Genomic DNA, 22,697 nt, shown 5'->3' with positions numbered 1-22,697 from the left:
GGGCTTAAGCGGTCGTCGAGCCGCTGAAACGCGCGCGGTAATTTTGCGGATTGACTCCGAGTTGCCGGATGAAGGCGCGCCGCATGCGCTCGGCGTCCTTGAAGCCGGTTTGTTCGGCGATGTTTTCCACCGGGAGCGAGTCGGTTTCCAGCAAATAGCGGGCGCGGTCGATGCGGGCCATTTCGACAAATTTGGCCGGGGTCATGCCGGTTTCGGCGGCAAACAGGCGGGCAAAATTGCGCGGGCTCATCGCCAGCCGCTCGGCCAGCGAGTCGATATTGAGCTCCTGCCGGATATGCTGCATGATCCAGGCCTGCAGGTCGCGGATGTCCGGGCGGTGGTTGGCCTCGACCGTCAAATAGTCGCTGAATTGCGATTGGCCGCCGGGGCGTTTTAAAAATACCACCAGATAGCGGGCCACAAACAGCGCCAGGTCCCGTCCCCAGTCTTCCTCCAGCAAGGCCAAGGCCAGATCGATGCCGGAGGTGATGCCGCCCGAGGTGAAGATGTGGCCGTCCTTGATGAAGATATAGTCCGGTTTTACGCGCACTCCGGGATAGTCGTCGGCCAGTTGCTGACAAAAATCCCAATGGGTGGTGGCGTTGCGGTCCGCCAGCAGGCCGGCTTCGGCCAACAAAAACGCCCCGGTGCACACCGATACCAGGCGGCGTACCCTAAGGCTCATGGCCTTTATCCAATCCAGTAACGCGGTGTTTTTTAGAATGGCCTCGATGTCGCCGCCGGGTATGATCAAGGTATCGAATTCGGCATTGGGGTCGCCGTAAACATTGTCCGCTAGAATCCGCAGCCCGGACAGGGTCGTGACCGGTCCGGGCTGCTCGGCCAGCAACTTGAGGCTATAAATGTTTTTATCGGTGTAGCCGCGCCGTATCAGGGTCAAATTGGCGAAATTAAATACTTCGAACGGACCGGTAATATCCAAAACCTCGGCATTCGGAAACGCCACAATGCCTACTGTGCGGGTTTTATGGCTGAAGGTATCGGGGTTGGACAAGCTGAAATTTGTCATGGCTATGCCTCATGTTTCGTGACGCACTAACATCATGTGAAATTCCCTTGATGCGCGCAATGACAAAAATCCCTCGTTTTCAGCCAATTCAGTTTCGGACTGCCGGCCGTCAACGCTCGCGCCAAAGGCGATGGATTTGGCGCCCGTTATGGCGGGCTTGTGTTCGATTTTGCCGGCTTGGCAAGGGTGCGGAGTTGATGGGTGCTGATTTTGGTGCTTGAGGCGTGACCGAGTCTAAATCGAGCAGTCGGCCGGAGTTTTCTTAAAAATTATAAAAAACTCTTATTTTTTGCGGCATGCGGTTTGCTTTGTTTGGCTGTTTTTTTGCGGGCAATATGATTGATAAGTTTTTGTTAATAAGTTGTTTTTATTGGAGTTGAGCGTCTGCTTCCGACCTAAAAGTGGTGGCGCTTACTGTTGAATTGTATGAAAATAAAAAAAAGTATCATACAATTGTCGCCGAATCGGCATGCGGCGCCTAGATGGAATAAGGATGCGGCTGGAAATAAATCCCGGAATTCGGATTGTTACGAACGGCGCGATGATTACGCCCCTCTTTGACAAAGAGGGGGTGGGGGAGATTTTTAAAAAATCCCCCTCGATCCGCCTTTTTTAAAGGAGGAGGTCGTTTGTAACTAAATCCTAAGTCCAAAGATTAACTGTGCGGGTGGAAGTGGGCGTGTTGGGCAAAGTGCAAGCCGGCGATTTTTACCGGAATCAGGTTCAGCGCGCCATGCCGGATGCCGGTTTCGGCGGCGAGTTTTTCGGCCAGCGCGCGGATTTGCTGGGTTGGGCCGCGTAGAAACAAGGTCTCCAGGCAGTCGTCATGATCGAGATGAACATGCATGGAGGAAACCACCATGTCGTGGGCTTGGTGTTGCAGATGGGTTACCCGTTCGGCCAGATTGCGCTCGTGATGGTTATAGACAAACGAGAAGGTGGCGACGCTGTATAGGGTCTGGTCTTGATCCAGCCTTCGGTTTTCGATTTCCTTCCGGAGTAAATCCCGGACCGCTTCCGAGCGATTATGGTAACCGCGCGCTTCGAGCCAGCGGTCGAAATCGGCGGCCAATTCGTCGCTGAGGGAGATGGTAAAACGTTCCATGGGCCGGCTCCTGTTTTTATTGTTATCGGTGGGGCGAAATTATAACGCAAGGCTTGACCTGGCAGGCCGGACGCACAGCGTGGCCGGCCGAGTCAGCGATTTAAATTTGGTTTTTGAGGGCTACATGCGGGCTGGAGACTATTCACACGATCATTTCGGCAAAACCGTCATCCGCATTCAGGTGGCGATTGCCTGTAGTTTATTGTTGATGTTGCCGGCCGCCAATTTTTTCTATCCGACCGATTACGCTTTGAAGGCCGGCATTCACGGCATCAGTGCCATTTTGGCCGTGGTGGTCGGTACCTATTTGACTCATCGGGCCATTCCCTTGGTCAAAGGCATGCGGGTCCGGTTGGAATCGTTACGTCATTGGGTCGCGGCGGCCACCCTGATAAATTTGGCGGGCGCCGTCAGCGGCAACTGGATTTACATGCGCTATCGCGGCCAGGACGGACCGCGCGATTGGATATTGGAACGGGTCCCCAATTTTCATAACGTATTGATGGAATTCAAGGAATTTGCCTCATTGTTCCCGTTTCCGTTGATGTTGTCCGCCGCTTTCATGCTGTATTACTACGGTGCGTCGCTGCAATTCCGGCACGATATCGGTCGCTTTGTCGGCGTTACCATTTTGGTTTCGTGGAGTTTTTTGCTGCTGGGTTTTGTGGCGGGCCTGATATTGGCCAAGTTACGTTTTGTTTGACGAGGAAATGGGCGCGATGCAAGAAGATACCGATCCGCAAAAACTATACTCCGGCCCCTTGGTGGCCGCCAGTCTGTCGCTGTTGCTGGCATTTTTGACCTTGATGGTCAGCCATCATATTTCCAGATTGACCAGGGAACTGGACAACATCGTGCATGCCTATGGGCACTGGATACCCGGTTCGACGGGTAGCGGTCCGGACGGCAGCATAGGTTCTTATTCCGGCAAGGAAACCTTGGCGCTCGGTGTCTGGCTGAGCAGTTGGCTGATTTTTCATTTTTTATGGCGCAGACAGGAATTGTCCGTACGGGCCTGGACGCGGATTTTCGTCATCGGTTTGCTGGCGATTACCCTGGGATTTTTCCACCCCCTGTCCGATCCTGTCGTGTTGTTTATCGCCGGCTTGTTCGGGATAGCGTAGTGGTAAGTATGAAAAGAATGGTGTTTAAATCCTTGACGGCCTTGTTGCTGTCGGTCCTTAGCCTGACAGGTCGCGCCGAAGGCGTGCTGTTAAAATCCGACCCCAAAAACAATGCCGAAGTGTCGAATTTCGACGGCACCGTCAAACTTTGGTTTAACGGTAATGTCGGTCAGCGCTCGCCGTCCATCGTCGTCGTCGACGGCAAGGGCAACCGGGTCGACAATGGCGATACCCGGCTGGTGCTGGGCGAACGCCACCGATTGACCGCAAGCACCAAACCCTTGCTCCCCGGCCCCTATGCAACGCGCTACAGGGTGATCACCGAAGACGGATTGATCGTCAGCGGGGTCCTGAAATTTTCCATCGTCGATACCGCCGGAACAGCGGAGGTCAAGCCATGAAATCCCGCCGTTATTTCCCGGGTTTGCTTTTGTTGCTCGCCGGACTTGGCGCGGCGGATGCATCGGTGCCGCTGGGCGGTAACCGCAAGGGTGTGGGCGGCAGTTACGACATGTATGGCTGCATGCAGAGCAACGACTACTACGTAGTCAATTTCGCCGCCTATCAGCTCGATTCGGACCGGGCCGCCGGTGCCGGAAACCTGCCGGAAGCCGAATGCGTCGATATTCCGGCAACGGGCAAAACCCAGGTGGCCATCGATCTGCTCGATCTGGATCTGCGTAAAAAGCCGGTGGGATTGAAGATACTGCGAGAAGACGGCCAACCCTTGGTCGAACTGCCGATGGCTGTTGTCAAACAGGGCGTGCTGTCGACCACGGTGGATTTCAAAGCTCCCGGTAATTATCGGGCGGTGTTGACAGTAGACGACACCGATCTGCATACGCAACCCGAAGTCAGCGCCCTGCATATCCCACTGACCGTGGCATTGGCCAGCGGACAAAGCGGCGAAAAAAACGGTCTGCTGGTGCTGTTCGTCATCATTGGCAGCCTGGTTGCCGCTTTGGCCTACTTTTTACCTCGGCTGCTTAAATCTCAGCCGCTTGAGCAGTGAAAAGTTTTTTCATTACCGGATTGTCAGCATGAAAGCTTCCCACGGTTATTTGGCGTTGTCCTTAGTGCTATTGCTGAATGCCTGCGGTAACGCCAATCAAATCAACGCCAGCAGCATGAAAACGGCGCATAAATCGGCGACCTGGATCAAGGAACATTTGCCGGCCAATCAGCGGGTCGAGTTCGAAACGGCCTATTGGGCCCTGCGCAAGCAGCTAATGGACGATGAGGCATTTCTAAAGGCGCTGGATAAAAAAACCGCGGTCGATATTATCGAACTGGCGAAAGCCCAATTTGCCGCCAGCAAAGCCGCGGGAGCCGCCGATGTGGCGGCTTACGACAGTTGGGAACAGATGATGGCACGGCAAATCGAGCAGCGCGGCCTACAGGATTCCGGCGCGGTCGATCCCAAGGACAAAAAAGGCTATCCGCGTGTCGATTACAAAATGCACGCCATGTGAGCGGCTTTTGGCTTGAATTTTTACTAACAAAATCAGGAGGCGGAAATGACGAAAAAGGCAGTTTTTTTTCAATTATTCGGTTTGGCCGGGATGGCAAACCCCTTGATTGCCGATGCCCATGCTTGGCATTTTACCAGCGAGGTTAACGGTTTTTTCGCCGGCATGCTGCATCCATTGACCGGTTCCGACCACATCATCGCCATGCTGGTGGTGGGTTTCTGGATAGCTCGCGCCAGCCGGCGCTCGCTTATGATGTTGCCCTTGCTGGTTGTGGCAATGATGATCATCGGCGGCGCTTTAACCCTGATTCCCATCGAGATTGCCCATGCGGAAAATATCATGATCCTGTCTGCCGGTCTGTTGGGTCTGATGTTGCTTTTCAATGCCAAGGTTTCGCCGCTTATAGCCGCATTGGTTGCGGGTAATCTGGCTTTAATTCACGGCTACGTGCATGCCTTCGACATTTGGTTGGACAGCGATGCCATTGAGTACGCCCTGGGGTTTGCTCTATCGACGCTGATGGTAATCGCTGTCGCTATAGGCATGAGCAAGGTGTTGGAAAACTATGCGCCCGAGCTGGATGGTCCGGTCAATAGTCGATAAACAGCCGGATGGGTCGTGCCCGCCGGGTTTGTAATAACAATGCCACACAGATACAAAATAATAGGAGCTCGAAAAATCAGTCAGTAATGTCATGAAACCGCTAAACCCTTAAATATATTCATTAAAAACAGAGTCAAGATATGTCATTTAAAAAAATTTTTACCGCTGTCATCCTGTCGTTCGCCCTGTTCGGTTTATCCTCTTCAGCCTTCGCCAAGGAGACTCATAGGACCGTTCCCGAAGTATTAAAGGAAGTGGATGCCAAAATCCAGATCGTGCTGGATGCGATTCCCGCCGGCGATGCTCAACAGGTTGCAACCTTGATTAAAGATGTTGCGGAAAGCGCCAGCGAACTTAGCGCCAACTATAAATTCGAATTCGAACGCGACAAAGTCGTGCTGAAAATGAAAAAAGCCCGCGAATTGGCTAAAAAATCCGACTTTGCAGGTGCCGAGAGCGAAATTAAAGCTGCCCGCGAGGGATTCGCCAACCTGAAAAAATACATGTAACCGCGGATATGGCGTAACGAAACATACAGCCATGGCAGCCTGCCGTGGCTGTATGCCCGCGCCAAGATTATCTAATCAAAAAGAATTTTTTTCAGCGCCGTCAATGGGCCTGAATCATCCCCTGAGCCGGATTTTTATTCTTGAAAATCCCCGCGGCGAATTGCAACATCAATCTTACCCTTGGCGGCTTTCTTTCATGGGCGGTAGCGGGCCTGCATGAGCGTTAGGATCAATTCATGCGATTGTTATTACTGGAAGACGATGAACTGCTGTCCCGCGCGCTGAAAACGGATTTGGAGCAAGCCGGTTATATCGTCGATAGCGTCCGGGACGGCGAACTCGGCGAATTCATGGGCGCGACCGAACACTACGACGCCGCCATACTGGATTTGGGCTTGCCGAAAATGCCTGGACTGGAAGTGTTGAAACGCTGGCGTCTGGCCGGCAATGCGATGCCGGTCATCGTGTTGACCGCGCGCGATGCCTGGCACGAAAAAGTCGACGGCTTCAAGGCCGGTGCCGACGACTATCTGGGTAAGCCCTTTCATCCCCAGGAATTGTTGCTGCGCCTGCGGGCCATCATGAAACGGGTGCACTGCTTCAATCAAGCGAATTTGAAACTGCTGGGCATCGAACTCGACGAAGACGAGCAAACCGTCTCGGTGGATGGCGGGCCGGTACAAGCGCTGACGGCCATCGAATTCAGATTGCTGCGTTATTTCATGCTCAATGCCGGCAAAGTGCTCAACAAGATACAACTCGGCGAGCATATCTATAACGAGTCGGCTGAGCCGGACAGCAATGTAATCGAAGTGTATGTGAAACGCTTGCGCAAAATCGTCGGCGGCGATCTCATCCAGACCCGTCGCGGCCAAGGCTACGTTTTCGGAATCAAGCCATGATGCCTTTGCGCAAACGGCTGAGTCGCGGCCTCGGCGCGGTTCTGTGCCTGGTTTTCGTGGTGCACTGGTTCGCCGCCGATTGGGTGATACGGACGGTGGCGGAAAAGCAGATAGCTAACCGGCTGGCGGACGACGGCTATTCGCTGATGGAAACCCTGGCCGCCGGCGAGGACGATAGCGTGACCTTCAACGGCTTGCGTATCAGTTCAGTGTACAGCCGTCCGTTGTCCGGCCATTACTACCAGATCAAGGTCGACGCCCGGGTTTATCCGTCGCCTTCATTGCTCGATTTTCCGCTGCAAACCATGGCCATGGGCCCGGAGCAATCCAGAATCTACCATCTAAGCGGGCCGGAACAGCGGCCCTTGTTGGTGCTGGGACTGGGCATGGTGCGATACGGGCACAGGATCAATATCAGCGTTGCCGAGGACCTGTCCGCCGTGGACCACGATATTACGGCGATACGCATGGCCTATTTCGGTTTGAGTCTGACGATATTGCTTTGCGCGCTGCTGTTGCTGGGCTGGGATATCAGGCGCTCGCTGTTGCCGGTCATATCGGTGGGCGGCGAACTCGAACAGGTTTCCAGCGGGCGGCGGCAACGGATCGACCCGGATGTGCCGGCCGAGATCGTTCCGCTGGTGTTGGAAATCAATCGGCTGCTGGAATTGGTCGTGCGCCGTTTGCGGCAATCCCGCACCGCCATCGGCAATCTGGCACACGCATTGAAACGGCCGGTGGCGATTTTGTACAGCATGACCGCGGAGTCCGCCTTGCAAGATCATCCGGAATTGCGCCGGCAACTGCGGGTGCAGAGCGAAATCATTCACCGTTGCATCGAGCGGGAACTGAAGCGGGCGCGAATTGCCGGCGATCCACATGTGGCCACCGTCTTCAATCCCAGAACCGAACTCTTTGCGCTTAAGAAGATTTTGCGCTCCCTGTACAGCGAAAAACCGTTGGATATTCAAATCACCGCGCCCGACCGGCGGATACGTTTCGACCGCGAAGACATCATGGAATTGGCGGGCAATCTGTTGGATAACGCCTGCAAATGGGCCCGGCAACGAATAGATGTCGAGCTGGAATATACCGACACCTTGCTGATCCGCATCGCGGACGACGGCCCCGGTTGCGACGAGGCCGATGCCGGCAGCCTGATTCGGCGCGGGAAAAGACTGGATGAGTCGGTGCAGGGGCATGGACTCGGCCTGTCCATCGTGTGGGATATCGTCAATACCTACCAAGGTCGATTGAATGTCGGCCGCAGCAAATCCTTGGGCGGCTTTCTGGTCACGGTGGAATTGCCGCTGCATTGAAAATTTCCCGGCTATCTTCTGCGATGGCCTTTTTTCAGTTTCGATTCAGGTTGCTTGGTTAAATTAGACGCGCATTTAGGGCTCCTTGCCTAATTCTACTTTGTTACATTTAAAAACCGCCGTCATGCCCGCCTGGAAGCGGGCATCCAGCGCCATGGATAGCAGGCTTCGATCCATTCATGGCGCCTGGATTCCGGCAATCCCCGCCGGAATAACGAATTCCTTCAAGAATCTGACAAAGTAGAACTAATAACTTCCCTATTTATATCTCTCACTGCAACCCTCTCCCAGAGGGAGAGGGCACTGAATGCGGAAGTTATTTTAGGCGGAATCCTTAGCTTAGCAGCGCGTTCTCTCGGCGGCGGACCGGCGGGTGGAAGTTCCGATGGAACGGCGCTTTCAATTTCAATCGCCATGAGGAAAAAAATGAAGCGGAACAAACAGGGGTTCTTAGCGGTTTTGCTGTTGAACATCATCGCGCACTGCGCGGTTGCGGCCGAATCGGATCAAAATGGCAAACGTCAACAGCATGAGCCGGAGGCCTTGCCCAGCGTGGAAGTCGAGGAAAGCGTCCATAAAGCCGAGACCTTTTCCGGTTCTACCTCCGTGATCGACAAGGACGTTCTGGAACGCGATCAGGTTTTCACCGTCAACGAAGCCTTGCGCAAGGCCCCGGGCGTCTACGTGCGCGACGAAGAGGGTTTGGGTTTGCGGCCGAACATCGCTTTTCGCGGCCAGAACCCGTTTCGCTCGACCAAGGTGCTGTTCCTGGAAGACGGCATTCCGTTCAACTTCGCCCCGTACGGCGACAACGACATTTATTTCCACCCGCCCATCGAACGCTACGACGGCATAGAGATTTACAAGGGCGCCGACCTGACCCAATTCGGCCCGCAGACCATCAACGGCGCGGTCAATTATCTGACGCCCAGGGTGCCGGTTGAACCCGGCGGCTTTGTCAGTTTCATGGGCGGTAACCGCGACTTCCTTAGCGGGCATGCCCGTTACGGCGGCATGCTCAAGAATGTCCAGGGCATGGATGCTGTCGGTGGCGTGGCCGATTTCCTGCACAAGGAGTCCATGGGTAATCGCGATAATACCTATGCCACGCTCGACAACGCCAATCTGAAAGGTATCATCGATTTTGATGCCCGCAACCGCCTGACCCTGCGCGGGGATTTTTTTTACCAGGATGAGCAAGGTGCCGCCTTCGGTTTGACCGATGCCGAATACCGCAATATCGGTGCGAATTACAATCCGGACAAAAACGCCAGTTTTATCAACGATCGCTGGGCCACCTCGGTTACCTGGGAGCACAGTTTCAACGACGACGTGTCACTGGAAACCAGTTTTTACTGGCAGCAGTACGAGCGCAACTGGTGGCGTCAGCAGAATCAGTTTCCGACTGAAAATCAATGCGCCACGCGAGGCATGGCCGGCTATGTTACGGATCGGGAAAACGGCGTGCAGGTCGATATGGATCAATGTAACTACAATGTCGGTCGCTTGCGGCAATACGAAGCCTGGGGCGTGGCGCCGACTCTGCGCGCCAAACACGATCTGTTCGGCATCGAAAGCCAACTCGATGCCGGCTTCCGAGCGCATTTCGAGAACCAATACCGGCGCAGGGTAGTGGTTAATTCGCCTTATGCGGAAGACATCAGCAACGGTTCTACCCGGCAAGAGCTTAACGAGCGCTATGCCGATGCCTATTCCGGCTTCTTCCAGAATAAATTCATCTGGGATGAATGGACCTTTACGCCGGGGGTGAGAGTTGAGTCGGTCAGTTACAAGGAAGTGAACTTCATGAATAACAAGCAAGGGCAAAACAGCTTGACGGAAATTTTGCCGTCGTTTGCCATGACTTATTCGCCCGTAGACCAGGCAACGTTCTTTTTCGGCATCCATCGCGGTTTCGCGCCGCCGCGAGTCGAAGACACCATTAATCGTAGCAGCGGGGCGCCAGTCACTATTGGGCCCGAACTGAGCTGGAATAGCGAATTCGGCGTCAGAACCCGGCCGATGCGCGGGGTGAAAGCCGATTTGACATACTTCCACAATGATTTCGACAGCCTGACGGCATTGGGCACCATCGGTGGCGTCGATACGCCGGTGGCGCAAGGCAAGGCCTTGTACGAAGGTATCGAGTTGATGGCGCGGGCCGACTTTGGCGAAATCTTCGGTTCCGATCACAATCCCTATGCGCAAGTGGCTTATCAGTGGCTGCCCAGCGCCGAAACCACCTCGCCGTTCCGTTGCGTGGATGACAGTGGGCAGGCCTCGGGCACCGGGGTGAATAACACCTTTACCAGTTTTTGTCCGGGTGGCAACGTTTTCGGCTCGGCGGCCGGCAAACGCGCGCCCTATGCATCGGAAAGCCTGTTGACCGCGACCTTGGGTTATTCGCACGCCAATGGTTTCGATGCGCATCTGGAAGCGGTGTTCGTCAGCGAGCAATATGCCGATTTCATGAATCTGCATAATGCCAACGATTTGCCGCTGGATGTCGCGCGGCGGGATAATTTAATCAAATCCGGCCAGTTCGGCAAAATCAACGATTATGTGGTGGTCAATTTCGCCACCTCATACAAAGTGCGCAAGGATTTGACCCTGTTTTTCAACATGAAAAACATGCTGGACAACACGTACATTGTCGACCGGGTACGCGGTATTCAACCGGGTATGCCGCGTTTGGTGCAGGCGGGCTTCAAATACGAATTTTGACCGGCAGCGCATTCAAAATTGGACACACGGTAAAATCGGCCGCCTTCCCAAGAATAAGGTCTCCCGGTCAGGGGGAGTTATTTTTTCGCACCATCCCGAATTGGGTCTTTTTTGAATTCGATAATTCTGCTTAAATGGCCGGCAGATATTTTAGGTCATTAATCCGCAGAGAATTAACATCTTGAACCCAGTTTCAAACCTCAAAACCAGCCTGCTCGCCGGCGCTTTTTTATTGCTGACCAGCGGGGCCGCATCCGCGCGTTACGCGGCGATAGTCATCGATGCCGACAGCGGCCGCATTGTGCACGAAGTGGAGTCCACCCAGCGCTGGTATCCCGCTTCCCTGACCAAGGTCATGACGATTTATATGACATTTGCCGCCATCGAGGCGGGCCAACTGCATCTGCGCGATACGCTGAGCGTGTCCGCGCACGCGGCCCGGCAACCAACCTCCAAATTGGGATTGCGGCAAGGTCAGGCCATCAGCGTCGAAAACGCCATTATGGCCGTCACTACCCGTTCAGCCAACGATGCCGCCGTGGTGTTGGCCGAACGGCTGGGCGGCAGCGAGTCTCGGTTTGCCGCCATGATGACTCAACAAGCCCGTAGCATGGGCATGTATAACAGTTCCTTTCAAAACGCCAGCGGATTGCCCGACGAGGGCCAGATCAGCAGCGCTCGCGACCTGGCCTTGTTGTCCGCCGCCCTGATTCGGGATTTTCCGCAATATTACCGCTATTTTTCGGCCACCGAATTCGCCTATAACGGCCGGGTTTTGCCGAATACCAACAAGATCCTGAAAACCTATCCGGATGCCGACGGCTTGAAAACCGGATTTACCTGCGGTTCCGGTTATAACCTGATCGCGTCGGCCCGTCGCGACGGCCATCGTCTTATCGGCGTGTTGCTGGGCGCGCACAGTAGCGCCGAGCGCTTCCAGCAAATGGCCAATTTACTCGATCTGGGTTTCGAAAAATCCCAGCTCGGTGCCTATGGCATGCCGGTGGACCAATTGCGGGATGCGAATTTTACGCCGCCGCCGTTCCAACTGTCTTCCAATCGCTGCGCGGGCAGCGCTGCACAGATGGGCGCCGATTCAAGTTCCGGCGCTGCCGATCCCATTCGAATCAAACCCGGCAAATCCACTCGTTTGGCCGAAAATCGGCCGGTAAAGACCGCCGAAGCGAAAAACCGGGCAGCCGGCGGGCAATGGGCGGTGATGTTGGGCGACCACGGCCGCAAAATCGATGCCGATGTCAACTTGAAACAAGCCCGTTACGCCTTGGGTCCGGCGGCAAAAAGCGGCCAGCCCCATATCGTCAGGGTCAAAACCAAGGGCAGAATGTTGTGGCGCACGGAGTGGATGGGCTTGAATTCCAATCAGGCCAAGGACTTCTGCAAGAAAATACGCTCCAAGGGACAGAGTTGTACCTTGTTGCCTGGCTAATAGTGCCGCCCGCCGCGTAATGCTGATTCAGCCTTGCTGTTTTGCAAGGCGTTCAGTATCGGTTTTTACTCTGAAAGTCATGGTGGGAGCGGCGCATAGTCGCGATTCGCAAGGCCATCATCGCAACTGTGCGCCGCTCCCACGAGACTGCCTTTCATTTGCCGGGGTGATGCCGCTTTTTCATGAGCGTTAGGGGAGCGCTTTAGCCGTGCGCTGCCGGCTATGGCATCAATAATGCGGCGGCCTCTCGTCGGCCAGTCCTGGGCTGGGTTCGGCCCGGGCCAGGCTTTTAAGCTTGTCGTGCAGTAATTTGCAGGTTTCTTCCAATTTGCCGATTTGTTTTTGTTGCTCGGCAACCACGCTATTCAGGGCTTGCAGCAAGTCCTCCTGGTACGCTTGCCTGATTTCCAGTTCGATAATGCGTTCTTCGTTCATGATGTTGACGACGTAGGGATGTTAGTCACATTCTAATGGAATTTTGCCCGGCCGTTGACACGCCCCGAAAAATCTCGGCTATGATAGCCCCACCATCAACCACAGCGAGGATGCGACAATGACAACGATCACTGATCCGGTCATAGGCCGTTGGTATAAAGATTTCGAAAATAACCTCACCTTTAAAGTCGTGGCGATAGATACCAAGGATGAAGCCATAGGCGTGCAATATGCCAATGGCGATCTGGGCGAGTACGACAATGACGCCTGGTATGCGTCGACGTTCGACTATATAGAAGATCCGGAAGACTGGAGCGCGCCGTTCGACGATTTGGAGCCGGACGACTTGGGATATAGCGATCCAGACCGGCACGCCCGACCGGACCAGGAAGATTTGGATATCAGCAATTTTTTGGATTGAGTAACGTTTTATGAAAATGACCCCGCAACAATTTCTGGACTGGGAATCCAAGAGCATCACCCTGTTGGCCATGTCCGGCGCCGGCAAAACCACGTTGTCCAGCAAATTGCCGCGCGACAAATGGTTTCATTATTCCGGCGATTACCGCATCGGTACCAAATACCTGGAAGAGCCTATTCTGGACAACATCAAACAGCAGGCCATGGGGGTGCCCTTTTTGCGGGACTTGCTGAAATCCGACTCCATCTATATTTGCAGCAACATCACGGTCGACAATCTGGCGCCGGTGTCCAGCTTTCTGGGCAAAATCGGCGATCCGGCCAAGGGCGGTTTGAGTTTGGCGGAATTCAAACGCCGGCAGGCCCTGCACCATGAGGCGGAAATTGCCGCCATGAACGACGTGCCCGAGTTCATTCACAAGGCAGAAGCCATCTATGGCTACAAACACTTCATCAATGACGCCGGCGGCAGCGTTTGCGAATTGAATTGCCCGGAAACGATAGAAAATCTGGCCCGGCATACCTTGCTTCTGTACATCAAAATCCCGCCGCATCTGGAACAGACCATCATCGAGCGAGCCAAAAAAGATCCCAAGCCGCTGTACTACCGGCCGGAATTCGTCGATGAAAAGCTGGCGCTGTTCATGCGCGAAAGAGGCTTTACCTCCACCGAGCAGATCGATCCGGACGATTTCGTTTGTTGGGTGTTTCCCGAGTTGTTCAAGGCGCGGGTGCCGCGTTATGAGGCCATTGCCGAACAATACGGTTACACGGTCGATGGCGACGAGGTGGCCAAAATTCGTAATGAAGACGATTTCATGCAATTGATTGCGCAAGCGATTGCGCAACAGCAACAGTGAGCGGGTTGTCGCAATGCCCTTAGTTGCCCATACCGATTTGCCGACTTTCCGGCGCCTGCAAGAAGAGGGCGAGGAAATCCTCAGTCCGGACCGCGCCAGTCATCAATGCATACGCGAGCTGCATATCGGCCTGCTCAACATCATGCCGGATGCGGCGCTGGAGGCCACCGAGCGGCAGTTTTTTCGTCTGGTGGGCGCCTGTAACCAGATTGCCCAGTTTCATGTGCATCCCTTTACCATCGAAGGTCTGGAAAGGAGTCCGGCGGCCTGGGATCATATCCATAGACACTACGAGAGCTTTGAACAGATAAAACAGGATGGCCTGGATGCGCTAATTATCAGCGGCGCCAATGTCACCCACGATCATTTGCAGGACGAGGCTTTTTGGCAACCCCTGACCGAAGTGTTCGAATGGGCCAAACTCAACGTGACGTCCATCCTCTGTTCCTGTCTGGCCACGCATGCACTGATACAAAGTTGTTACGGCGTCGAGCGCACCCGCTTGCCGGAAAAGCGCTGGGGCGTGTTTTCGCATAAGGTCGTGGACAGGCGGCATCCCCTGATAGCTGAAATCAACACTCGCTTCGATGTGCCGCATTCGCGTTTTAACGAAGTGTTTCAAACCGACATGGAAAAGCATGGCTTGAGGGTGTTGGTGGCCAGCGAAGAGGCCGGCGTGCATCTGGCGGTTAGTCCGGACGGCTTTCGCATCGTGTTTTTTCAAGGTCATCCGGAATACGACGACATCAGCCTGCTGAAGGAATACAAGCGAGAGGTCTTGAGGTACTACAACGGCGAACGGAACGATTATCCACCCTTTCCCGAGCATTATTTCGATGCCGAGGTGCAAAAAATACTGGCCGATTATGCCGGCCGGGTGATACTCGCCAAGGCCAAGGGCTTACCGTTGGAAGCCATGCCGGAAGCGCTGATTCTGCCGCATCTGGATATTACCTGGCGCGATTCGGCCAAGGCGGTGTTTAACAACTGGTTGGGCAAGGTGTATCAAATCACCAACGAAGACCGGGGTCTGCCGTTTATGGACGGCGTCGATCCGGAAAACCCCTTGGGCTTGTAAATGCACGCGGATTTTTTACGACAGGCGGTCGAGTTGGCTTGCGACAATGTCACTGGCGGCGGCGGGCCGTTCGGCGCGCTGGTGGTCAAGGATAATCGCATTATCGCCAGCAGCGGAAACCGGGTTACACCCAATCTCGATCCTACCGCCCATGCCGAAATCATGGCCATCCGGCTCGCCTGTCAATACTTGGGCGATTTTCAGTTGACCGGTTGCATTCTGTACTCCAGCTGCGAGCCTTGCCCGATGTGTCTGGGAGCGATTTATTGGGCGCGTCCGCAAGCCGTTTATTTTGCCTGCAACCGTTTCGCCGCCGCCGCCGCCGGCTTCGACGACAGCTTTATTTACGATGAAATTCCCAAATTACCGGAGGAACGCAACATCGCCATGCACTTGATCGATTTGGCGGGGGCCAGGTCGCCATTTCAGGCTTGGAGCCGGTTGGAAAACAAGCGGCGTTATTGAATGTTTGGGTTATGTAAGCCCGGGCTTGTTGCATGCGTTGCGATGCATCGAGTTTACTGACTTATGCCTGCTTATCCACTCACCATCGCCGCGCTGTTGTGTTTTGGCCTTTTGGCTCATGCCGAGGAGCTGCGGCCCTTGGCCACGGAATCCGCCGATGAGCAGGATCTGTTGTTTAGCGAGCTGCCCTCGGTATTCAGCGCCTCGCGCCACGAGCAACCCGTCACTAAAGCTCCGGCCTCGGTCGACATCATAACGTCGGAACAAATCAAGCGTTACGGCTGGCGGACTGTTTCCGCCTTGCTCGGCAGTTTGCCAGGTTTTATCAGTACCTATGATCGTGCCTACCACCACAACGGCGTGCGAGGTTTTGCGCCGCCCGGAGACTACAATACCCGCATTTTGGTATTGATCGACGGTCACCGGGTCAACGAAAGCCTGCAAGACTATGCCGGGCTCGGTCGGGATTTTTTAGTCGACATGGCGAATATCGAGCGGGTGGAGGTGGTACGCGGGCCGGCTTCGGCGCTCTATGGCAGTAGCGCCTTGTTTGCCGTCGTCAATGTCATTACGCAACGGGGACGGGACTTGCAGGGAGTGCGGCTGTCCGCGGATCTGGGCAGCTACGGCACGCATCGCGGCCAGGTCAGTCACGGCCAAAAATTCAGTAACGGCATGGAATCCTTTATATCCGCCAGTCATTTCTATAGCGACGGCCGGGAGAATCTGAGTTTTCCCGGCCTGGGAACCGCGCATAATCTGGATCAAGAAGAAGTCGAGCGCTTGCATGGCAAGCTGGCTTGGGACGATTTTACCCTCAGCGGTAGCTGGATGGGGCGGAAAAAATATTTACCCACCGGCACCACCGGCACCACCTTCGGCGAACCTCAAACCAATTATCGTGACCGCCGGGCCTACGCCGATCTGAATTATCACCATAGTTTCAGCGCTGACTGGGATGTGACCGGCCGAGCTTTTTGGGACAGTTATGAGTTTGACGATGTTTTGCCTTACCGGGCAGCGGGTGGCCCCGTCACTGTCAACAAAGACTTGTGGCGTGGACAGTGGTTTGGCGCCGAGTTGATGGTCAGTCGCACGTTTTTTGACAGTCATAGACTGACCGTGGGTAGCGAGTATCGGCGCAATTTTCGGCAACTGATGCTCAATCACGATGTCGAGCCCTATTTTCTCTGGGCCAACACGCGCGAAACCAGTAGTATTTACGGTATTTATTTACAGGACGAGTGGACGATATTGCCCAATTTAAGTCTGCAGGCGGGAGCTCGTTATGATCATTACGACAACTTCGGCGGTACCTTCAACCCGCGCCTGGGCCTGATAGCCGAACCGTTCGACGGCACCACCCTCAAGTTGTTATACGGCACCGCTTTTCGCGCCCCCAACGCCTTTGAGAGCGTTTATACCTGTTGCGCGGATTCTACGCCGTGGATAGGTAATTCAGGCCTGAAACCGGAAGAAATCGAAAGTTACGAATTCGTCTGGGAACAGCGTCTGGGGTCGTATGCGGATTTGCGGGTCAGTCCTTACTACAACCGCTTAAGCAACCTGATCAATCTGACAGTCTCCCCGTCCGAGGTCAGGCAGTTTCAGAATCAGGGCAATGCCGAAGCGCATGGCTTGGAAACCCAGTTGAAGGGGCATTATGAAAACTTCGAGGGGCGTTTCAGCCATACCTATCAACAAAGCCGCATCGCCGGCTATGTGGCGGCGCCCAACGCGGCCCGGCACATGCTCAAGCTTAATCTCGGTGCGCCGCTTTGGAGCGACAAGTTGTTTGCCGGGCTGGAAGTGCAATATGTCAGTTCGCGCGCCACTATTGCCGGCAATCGGCTGCCCAACTATTCCTTGACCAATCTGACGTTGACCTCGCGGCGTTGGTTGCCTGGTTTGGAACTGAGCGGCGGCCTGTATAACTTGTTCAACGAGCGTTACGCCGATCCCGCCAGTCCGCCTTTGTCGCCCGATAGCATCTCTCAGGATGGCCGCAACTTTCGTCTGCGGATGATTTACGAGTTCTGATGCGGCGGCCCGACCAACTCGCCGGCATGCTGCATACGCACCAATCCATACCGTCCGCAATTATGGTCGGCCGGGGTTTGGCTTTCAAGATGGAAGCTGCGCTGGCAAAAGCTCATCGCACAGATCCTTGTCTACTTCTCATGTTGCCGTATTCCGCGGCATTTGGTATTCCGCTCAAAATCACTTCCGCATTGTGTTCCCTCGCCCTCCCGGAGAGGGTGAGGGATATAAATAGGGAAGTTATCAGGGGCGGAATCCTTAGTCTGGCCGTGATCTGCTGCCTGATGTTCTGTACGGCGGCTGCCGCGGCTAGCGAAATACTGATTCTGCAAAGCCATGACAGCATGCCCTATCAACAGACCCTGGCGGGCTTTCAGGCAGGCTTGGCGCACAGTCGCCTGGAGGCGGTTTACCGGACGCTGATTTTGTCGAACGAGCAGGATGTGCTGAATCCGTTGTCACGGCAGGCCGAGATCAAGTTGACCCTGGCTCTGGGGACCCCCGCCACCCGAGCCGCGCTGGCAGGGGTGGCCGGCACGCCTATCGTTGCCGGCTTGGTGCTGGATGCCGACGAACTGAACCGAAACCCCCAAGTTACTGGAGTGGGGTTGAATTTTTCCGCCGATCTGCAATGGCTGTGGTTGCGGCGCTTGTTGCCGGATGCCCGGCAAATCGCGGTACTTTATGAGCCAAGGCAAGGTTCGGTGCTTTTACGAGAGCTGCAAAAACTGGCACTGGTCGAAGGCATCACGTTGACGCGGGCACCCATCGGCGCGGCGGCGGATTTGCCGGCGATGATGCAAAATTTGCCGCCGCAACTCGATGCCTTGTGGGTGGTCGATGGAGCGTCGGCGTATAGCGCGGCGGCCGTGCGCGAGTTGCTGTTGTATTCGTTTCGCAACCGGGTGCCGTTGATAGGTTTGTCCGCGCAATGGGTCAAGGCCGGTGCTTTGTATGCGCTGGATTGGGATTACTGGGATCTGGGCGCGCAATTGGCCGACCTTGCCGCCGACATATTGCTGAAAGGTATCCCGCCGGCGGCATTGCCGCCTCGCGCTCCCCGTAAGGTCAGGGCTGTGTTGAATCTAAAAACCGCCGAGCACATGAAGCTGCGGATAGCCGAACGCTGGTTGCCCGAATTGTCGGAGGTGATCCCATGAAGCCGTTTCAGTCGTTGAATTTGGCCACGCGTTTCAATTTGCTCAACGCGGCGCTGGTGTTGCTGACCGCCCTGAGCGTTGGCTTTATCGTCACCTATAAATTGCTATCGGCGCAATTCGATGCCCGGCATGAATATAATCAGGCGCTGGTCAGCCTATTGGCTGAATCCAGTGAATACGCAGTCTACACGCGGCAATATGCTTTATTGGAAAAGCAGTTGGACAGGCTGGCGGACCTTTCGGGTCTGGCATATGTGGCTATTCTGGATGCGGACGGCAATATACTGGCCCGAATCAATCCGCGGCCTCTGGACGGCAGTCGGAATTCGCTGATTTTCTGGCGTTGGTGGCAACGCAGTGGCGGTCAAGGGTTTTCCGACATTGTGCAGGCGATAAACAGCCGCGATTTGCAACACGAGGATGCGCTGTTTCTCGATTCTGCCGCATCGGCCAAAACGCTTGGGCAGGTCCGGCTGGCGATGAATCCGGCCTATTTCGAGATAATTTTACGCAATACCTTTTTGCTGAGCCTGGCGGTGGTGTTGCTGATTTTGGTTGTCAGTCTGGCTATTTTCATGCTCATGACCGCGCATATTACCCGGCCGCTGAAGCAATTGAGCGAAGCCGCGCACCAGGTCATTGAAGGCCAATTGGCGGCGCAGACCCTGGATAGCGGAGGGCCGGAGTTACAGGAGTTGGGTAAGGCCTTCAATTTGATGATCAACTGGCTGAGCGACTATCACGGCGAGGTGCAAAGTTATCAAGCCATGCTGGAACGCCAAGCTTATTATGACGATTTGACCGGATTGGCGAATCGGGTACTGCTCAAGGATCATCTGCAACAAGCCATAAGCAGCGCTCAGCGTCGTAAAACCACCTCGGCGTTGTTGTTTCTGGATCTGGATCGCTTCAAGTACGTCAACGACACCCTGGGTCACTCGTTTGGCGATCGATTGCTGCAACAAATTTCCGAGCGCTTGCGCCTGCAGCTGCGGGCAGGGGATACCGTGGCCCGCATGGGCGGCGATGAGTTTATTGTGATTCTCAACGATCTGCATGCGGATGTGGAATTGGCCCGGCGGGATACCAGCCGCATTGCCCGACAGATCGGTCAGGTTTTGAGTCAGCCGTTTTCCATTCATGAGCACAACATCAGCACCAGTTTCAGTATCGGCATAGCCTTTTATCCGCACGACGGCGAATCGGGCGAAGAGTTGACGCGCAATGCCGATTGCGCGATGTATGAAGCCAAAACGCGCGGACGCAATACCTACCATTTTTATGATCCCTCGCTGCAGCAACGGGGCATGCGGCGCCTGTATTTGGAAAACGGCTTGAAACAAGCTTTGGAACTCGATCAGCTGTCCCTTTATTTTCAGCCCAAATACGATAGTCGTGGCGCCAAGCTGATAGGAGCGGAAGCCTTGCTGCGCTGGCGGTTTCAAGATGTTTGGGTGTCGCCGGTGGAATTCATCCCGCTGGCGGAAGAAACAGGCTTGATACTGCCGATTGGCGAATGGGTATTGGAAACGGCGCTGAGAACTCTGGCGGAATGGCGCGCGGCCGGTATCGTCGATGCGCATTTTCATATGGCGGTCAATGTGGCGCCGTCGCAATTCTGGCATCCTCGGTTTGCCCAGCACACACTGGATATACTCCGGCATTTCCTGCCCGACGCGGCGGGTGCCTTGGAACTGGAATTGACGGAAAGCTGTCTGCTTCGCCCCACCGAAGAAAGCTTGCGTTGCTTTGACCGCTTGCGGCGGGCTGGCGTGCGTTTTGCCGTTGACGATTTCGGTACCGGCTATTCCAGTCTCAGCTATTTGAAACAATTTCCGCTGGATGTTTTAAAAATCGATCAATCCTTTGTCCGCGACTGCATTGACGACCCCAGCGATGCCACCATCATCCGTGCCATTATCGCCATGGCTCGCGGTCTGGGGCTGGAAGTGATAGCGGAGGGTGTGGAAACGACCGAACACGCGGTTTTTCTAAGGGATGCCGGCTGCTATCTGCTGCAAGGTTATCTGTTGGCCAAACCCATGAGCGCGGAAATGTTTGCCGGATTTTGCCGGGATTTCGCCCGGCATCCGATATGTGGAACCTCGGTATTGAACGGGACGGGGTTGACGGTATCGACCTGAATTCGTTCGCTTTGCTTGCAAGCGATTCGAGCATGGTTTTATTTGCGGCGAAATTCAAATTAATGGTGGAGCCTTGCATGGCTGTGTACCGCGGCGATTTCGGTCGGCTCTGCTTCAGCTTTTCGGCTTTATTTCCGCTTGAGCGGAACACTGCTTTAGTTAGTGCTTTTGGCGGTGGTTCCAGTCTAGCCGCGCTTGCCTTGGCGGTATGCATGCGAGCTTGTCATGCCTGCCATTTCTGGCGAACTTTTAAAATGGGGTCTTTTTGCAAGTTGTTGATATGGTAGGTTTTTTTGATTTTTGTGAGCTGCCAATTTTGTCGGGCGCGCGATTTATTGTGAAGCGGGTTTTATTTAAGTCTTTAATTCGGCTTAAATATATTTTATTGGTATCTATTTTGCTTAATCATAAGAATTTAACGTGGAATAGTGTCAATGAAACTCAACAAAATCAATGGCTTATTAATGACGGGGTTCTTGGCTGCAGTGACTCCGTTAAGCGCGGTCGATGCGGCGAACATCGTCGTCAATTATTCGGGTTCCGCCATTCTGAATGGTCAACAGGTAGGTTATCAGTATGGGCAAATCGCCCCAAATCCTGCGTCATCCGGTCTCAGAGGGGTGGGGATCGGCGGAATCGGTTTAACCACGCATGATACCGACTATTTATTCTCATCCGCCGGGGTGTTTAATGCCTGGTGCGTGGATATATATAACTGGATGTCGACGGGTACTTCGGTCTATAACGTTGAAACCGGGAGCGAGCTTGCCGGCTTGTTAACGGGGTTACGCCCGGGTCCTTTTGACGGCGCGCAGCGTGTCAATGATTTGCTTGGCTTGGCCAATACGGTTTACAGCACGTTGGCAACCAGGGTCGACAGCGCGGCCTTTCAATTGGCGGTATGGGCAATTACTTATGGGACGCCGGATCAAAATGGACAATATCGAATTACCGCCAACGATCCAGGTTTTCGCGTGGACGCCCATACCGCCATTTCGGAATATGTCGCCATGGCTAACGATTGGTTGGCGAATTTGGATGTCGCGGCTCGCACGGGAAATTTTACCCTGACGTATTTAAGTGACGCGGGGGCAAGCAGAAGTACGCAAAATCTGATTGTATTTACCCCCGCCCAGTTAAGTTCCACCATACAGTCGGTTACGGTTTCCGAGCCTGGTTCCTTCATGCTGATTTTGTTGGGCTGGGTTTTGTTTGCCGCCACCCCTGGCTTGGAAGCGAGCCGGAAGCTTAGATACCGGCTCGCGCTTGATAATTGATCTGAGTTTCTAATGCCGGACGGCTTGATGGGTCATTTGCCGTCTTCGGTAGTGGGGGCGGATTGCTTCTGCGCTGTTTCGGTTTTTGTTTCGCTTGCGGCGCCCGCTTGTTCCGAGACTTTAATCAGCCAGCCGTCCTGGCCCAGGCAGTCGCCTTCGGCCGCTTTGGCCTCTATGTGAATGCGGGCAAATCCGTCTCTGAGTTCCGTCGGCAATTTGGCGGTGACGTAATAAAAAGTCTTCTTGTCGTTGACGACAACCTTCAGCGGAATTTTTTTGGCGCTGGCGCTGACGTGCAAGGGATCGGCGTTGCGGTTGATGTGAAAGGAAATGTCCGACTCCGGTTTGACTTCCACATTGGGAGCGGGAGAAAAGTCCCTGAATTTGGGTTTGACGCATTTCTTTTCCGTTTCCTCGGCGGGAGTGACTGCCGAAACCAGGGGGGCAAAGGCCAAGCCGGTTAGCAGGATGGCGCATTTCCAGGATGTGGACGATTTCATAGTGGGCCTCTTGATGTTGTTTTTATTATGTTTTTCCAATCCAACTTTAATCAGTTTTTTCGCACAATTCAATCATTAAACAA

At 54.5% G+C, this 22,697-nt stretch carries 24 protein-coding genes; 20 read left to right on the top strand and 4 right to left on the bottom strand.

Annotated elements, in window-relative coordinates:
- Positions 1 to 4 precede the first annotated feature (4 nt).
- A complete protein-coding gene (locus NP590_RS07155; RefSeq protein WP_256601623.1) occupies positions 5 to 1,030 on the bottom strand; it encodes a GlxA family transcriptional regulator in 1,026 nt (341 codons plus the stop codon).
- Positions 1,031 to 1,685: 655 nt separating this feature from the next.
- Positions 1,686 to 2,135 carry a nickel-responsive transcriptional regulator NikR gene (nikR, locus tag NP590_RS07150; RefSeq protein WP_256601622.1) on the bottom strand — a complete coding sequence of 150 codons (450 nt, stop codon included), beginning with the start codon at positions 2,133 to 2,135 and terminating at the stop codon, positions 1,686 to 1,688.
- A 124-nt stretch (positions 2,136 to 2,259) separates the two neighbouring features.
- On the opposite strand from nikR, the gene NP590_RS07145 reads away from it, so the two are divergent.
- From NP590_RS07145 to NP590_RS07090, 12 genes are all read left to right on the top strand, one after another.
- Positions 2,260 to 2,838 carry a hypothetical protein gene (locus NP590_RS07145; RefSeq protein WP_256601621.1) on the top strand — a complete coding sequence of 193 codons (579 nt, stop codon included), beginning with the start codon at positions 2,260 to 2,262 and terminating at the stop codon, positions 2,836 to 2,838.
- Between the two features lie 16 nt (positions 2,839 to 2,854).
- The gene (locus tag NP590_RS07140; RefSeq protein ID WP_256601620.1) at positions 2,855 to 3,259 is read left to right on the top strand and encodes a hypothetical protein; all 405 of its coding nucleotides are present in this window, start codon (positions 2,855 to 2,857) and stop codon (positions 3,257 to 3,259) included.
- A gap of 8 nt (positions 3,260 to 3,267) precedes the next feature.
- Positions 3,268 to 3,660, top strand: a complete 393-nt coding sequence (locus tag NP590_RS07135) for a copper resistance CopC family protein (RefSeq protein WP_256601619.1) — start codon at positions 3,268 to 3,270, stop codon at positions 3,658 to 3,660.
- Positions 3,657 to 4,271: a hypothetical protein gene (locus NP590_RS07130; protein ID WP_256601617.1), complete on the top strand. Its 615-nt coding sequence runs from the start codon at positions 3,657 to 3,659 to the stop codon at positions 4,269 to 4,271. Before NP590_RS07135 ends, NP590_RS07130 begins: the two co-directional genes overlap by 4 nt.
- Before the next feature lie 28 nt (positions 4,272 to 4,299).
- A complete protein-coding gene (locus tag NP590_RS07125) occupies positions 4,300 to 4,731 on the top strand; it encodes a DUF6694 family lipoprotein (protein ID WP_256601616.1) in 432 nt (143 codons plus the stop codon).
- Positions 4,732 to 4,776: 45 nt separating this feature from the next.
- Positions 4,777 to 5,334: a HupE/UreJ family protein gene (locus NP590_RS07120; protein WP_256601615.1), complete on the top strand. Its 558-nt coding sequence runs from the start codon at positions 4,777 to 4,779 to the stop codon at positions 5,332 to 5,334.
- 140 nt (positions 5,335 to 5,474) lie between these two features.
- Positions 5,475 to 5,843 (top strand): hypothetical protein, encoded by a 369-nt coding sequence (locus tag NP590_RS07115; RefSeq protein ID WP_256601614.1) that lies wholly within the window; start codon positions 5,475 to 5,477, stop codon positions 5,841 to 5,843.
- A gap of 31 nt (positions 5,844 to 5,874) precedes the next feature.
- On the top strand, positions 5,875 to 6,063 hold the full coding sequence (locus tag NP590_RS07110; RefSeq protein ID WP_256601613.1) for a hypothetical protein: 189 nt from the start codon (positions 5,875 to 5,877) through the stop codon (positions 6,061 to 6,063).
- Positions 6,064 to 6,079: 16 nt separating this feature from the next.
- Positions 6,080 to 6,745, top strand: coding sequence for a response regulator transcription factor (locus NP590_RS07105; protein ID WP_256601612.1), 666 nt, complete (start codon positions 6,080 to 6,082; stop codon positions 6,743 to 6,745).
- Positions 6,742 to 8,064, top strand: coding sequence for a sensor histidine kinase (locus NP590_RS07100; protein WP_256601611.1), 1,323 nt, complete (start codon positions 6,742 to 6,744; stop codon positions 8,062 to 8,064). The genes NP590_RS07105 and NP590_RS07100 overlap by 4 nt, the downstream gene beginning before the upstream one ends.
- Before the next feature lie 426 nt (positions 8,065 to 8,490).
- Positions 8,491 to 10,788, top strand: coding sequence for a TonB-dependent receptor family protein (locus NP590_RS07095; RefSeq protein WP_256601610.1), 2,298 nt, complete (start codon positions 8,491 to 8,493; stop codon positions 10,786 to 10,788).
- A gap of 181 nt (positions 10,789 to 10,969) precedes the next feature.
- On the top strand, positions 10,970 to 12,235 hold the full coding sequence (locus tag NP590_RS07090; RefSeq protein ID WP_256601609.1) for a D-alanyl-D-alanine carboxypeptidase family protein: 1,266 nt from the start codon (positions 10,970 to 10,972) through the stop codon (positions 12,233 to 12,235).
- 228 nt (positions 12,236 to 12,463) lie between these two features.
- Here the strand turns inward: NP590_RS07090 and NP590_RS07085 are convergent, their stop codons facing one another.
- The gene (locus NP590_RS07085) at positions 12,464 to 12,670 is read right to left on the bottom strand and encodes a SlyX family protein (protein WP_256601608.1); all 207 of its coding nucleotides are present in this window, start codon (positions 12,668 to 12,670) and stop codon (positions 12,464 to 12,466) included.
- A 118-nt stretch (positions 12,671 to 12,788) separates the two neighbouring features.
- Between NP590_RS07085 and NP590_RS07080 the strand changes: the two genes are divergently transcribed.
- The 8 genes from NP590_RS07080 (at position 12,789) to NP590_RS07045 (ending at position 22,114) form a co-directional block, all read left to right on the top strand.
- Positions 12,789 to 13,091, top strand: coding sequence for a DUF6763 family protein (locus tag NP590_RS07080; RefSeq protein ID WP_256601607.1), 303 nt, complete (start codon positions 12,789 to 12,791; stop codon positions 13,089 to 13,091).
- 10 nt (positions 13,092 to 13,101) lie between these two features.
- Positions 13,102 to 13,950, top strand: coding sequence for an ATPase (locus tag NP590_RS07075; RefSeq protein WP_256601606.1), 849 nt, complete (start codon positions 13,102 to 13,104; stop codon positions 13,948 to 13,950).
- A gap of 13 nt (positions 13,951 to 13,963) precedes the next feature.
- The gene (metA, locus tag NP590_RS07070; protein ID WP_256601605.1) at positions 13,964 to 15,028 is read left to right on the top strand and encodes a homoserine O-succinyltransferase MetA; all 1,065 of its coding nucleotides are present in this window, start codon (positions 13,964 to 13,966) and stop codon (positions 15,026 to 15,028) included.
- The gene (locus NP590_RS07065) at positions 15,029 to 15,493 is read left to right on the top strand and encodes a nucleoside deaminase (RefSeq protein ID WP_256601604.1); all 465 of its coding nucleotides are present in this window, start codon (positions 15,029 to 15,031) and stop codon (positions 15,491 to 15,493) included. It begins immediately after the preceding gene.
- Positions 15,494 to 15,556: 63 nt separating this feature from the next.
- On the top strand, positions 15,557 to 17,533 hold the full coding sequence (locus NP590_RS07060) for a TonB-dependent receptor plug domain-containing protein (protein ID WP_256601603.1): 1,977 nt from the start codon (positions 15,557 to 15,559) through the stop codon (positions 17,531 to 17,533).
- A 269-nt stretch (positions 17,534 to 17,802) separates the two neighbouring features.
- On the top strand, positions 17,803 to 18,693 hold the full coding sequence (locus NP590_RS07055) for an ABC transporter substrate-binding protein (protein WP_256601601.1): 891 nt from the start codon (positions 17,803 to 17,805) through the stop codon (positions 18,691 to 18,693).
- Positions 18,690 to 20,837 carry a putative bifunctional diguanylate cyclase/phosphodiesterase gene (locus NP590_RS07050; RefSeq protein ID WP_256601599.1) on the top strand — a complete coding sequence of 716 codons (2,148 nt, stop codon included), beginning with the start codon at positions 18,690 to 18,692 and terminating at the stop codon, positions 20,835 to 20,837. Before NP590_RS07055 ends, NP590_RS07050 begins: the two co-directional genes overlap by 4 nt.
- A 434-nt stretch (positions 20,838 to 21,271) precedes the next feature.
- Entirely contained in the window at positions 21,272 to 22,114 is an 843-nt protein-coding gene (locus NP590_RS07045) for a hypothetical protein (protein WP_256601598.1), read from the top strand.
- A gap of 32 nt (positions 22,115 to 22,146) precedes the next feature.
- On the opposite strand, the gene NP590_RS07040 is transcribed toward NP590_RS07045, so the two are convergent.
- On the bottom strand, positions 22,147 to 22,614 hold the full coding sequence (locus NP590_RS07040; protein ID WP_256601597.1) for a hypothetical protein: 468 nt from the start codon (positions 22,612 to 22,614) through the stop codon (positions 22,147 to 22,149).
- Positions 22,615 to 22,697 lie beyond the last annotated feature (83 nt).

Source organism: Methylomonas subterranea (assembly GCF_024505185.1).
Lineage (GTDB): Bacteria > Pseudomonadota > Gammaproteobacteria > Methylococcales > Methylomonadaceae > Methylomonas > Methylomonas subterranea.
This window is presented reverse-complemented; position numbering and strand designations above follow the sequence as displayed.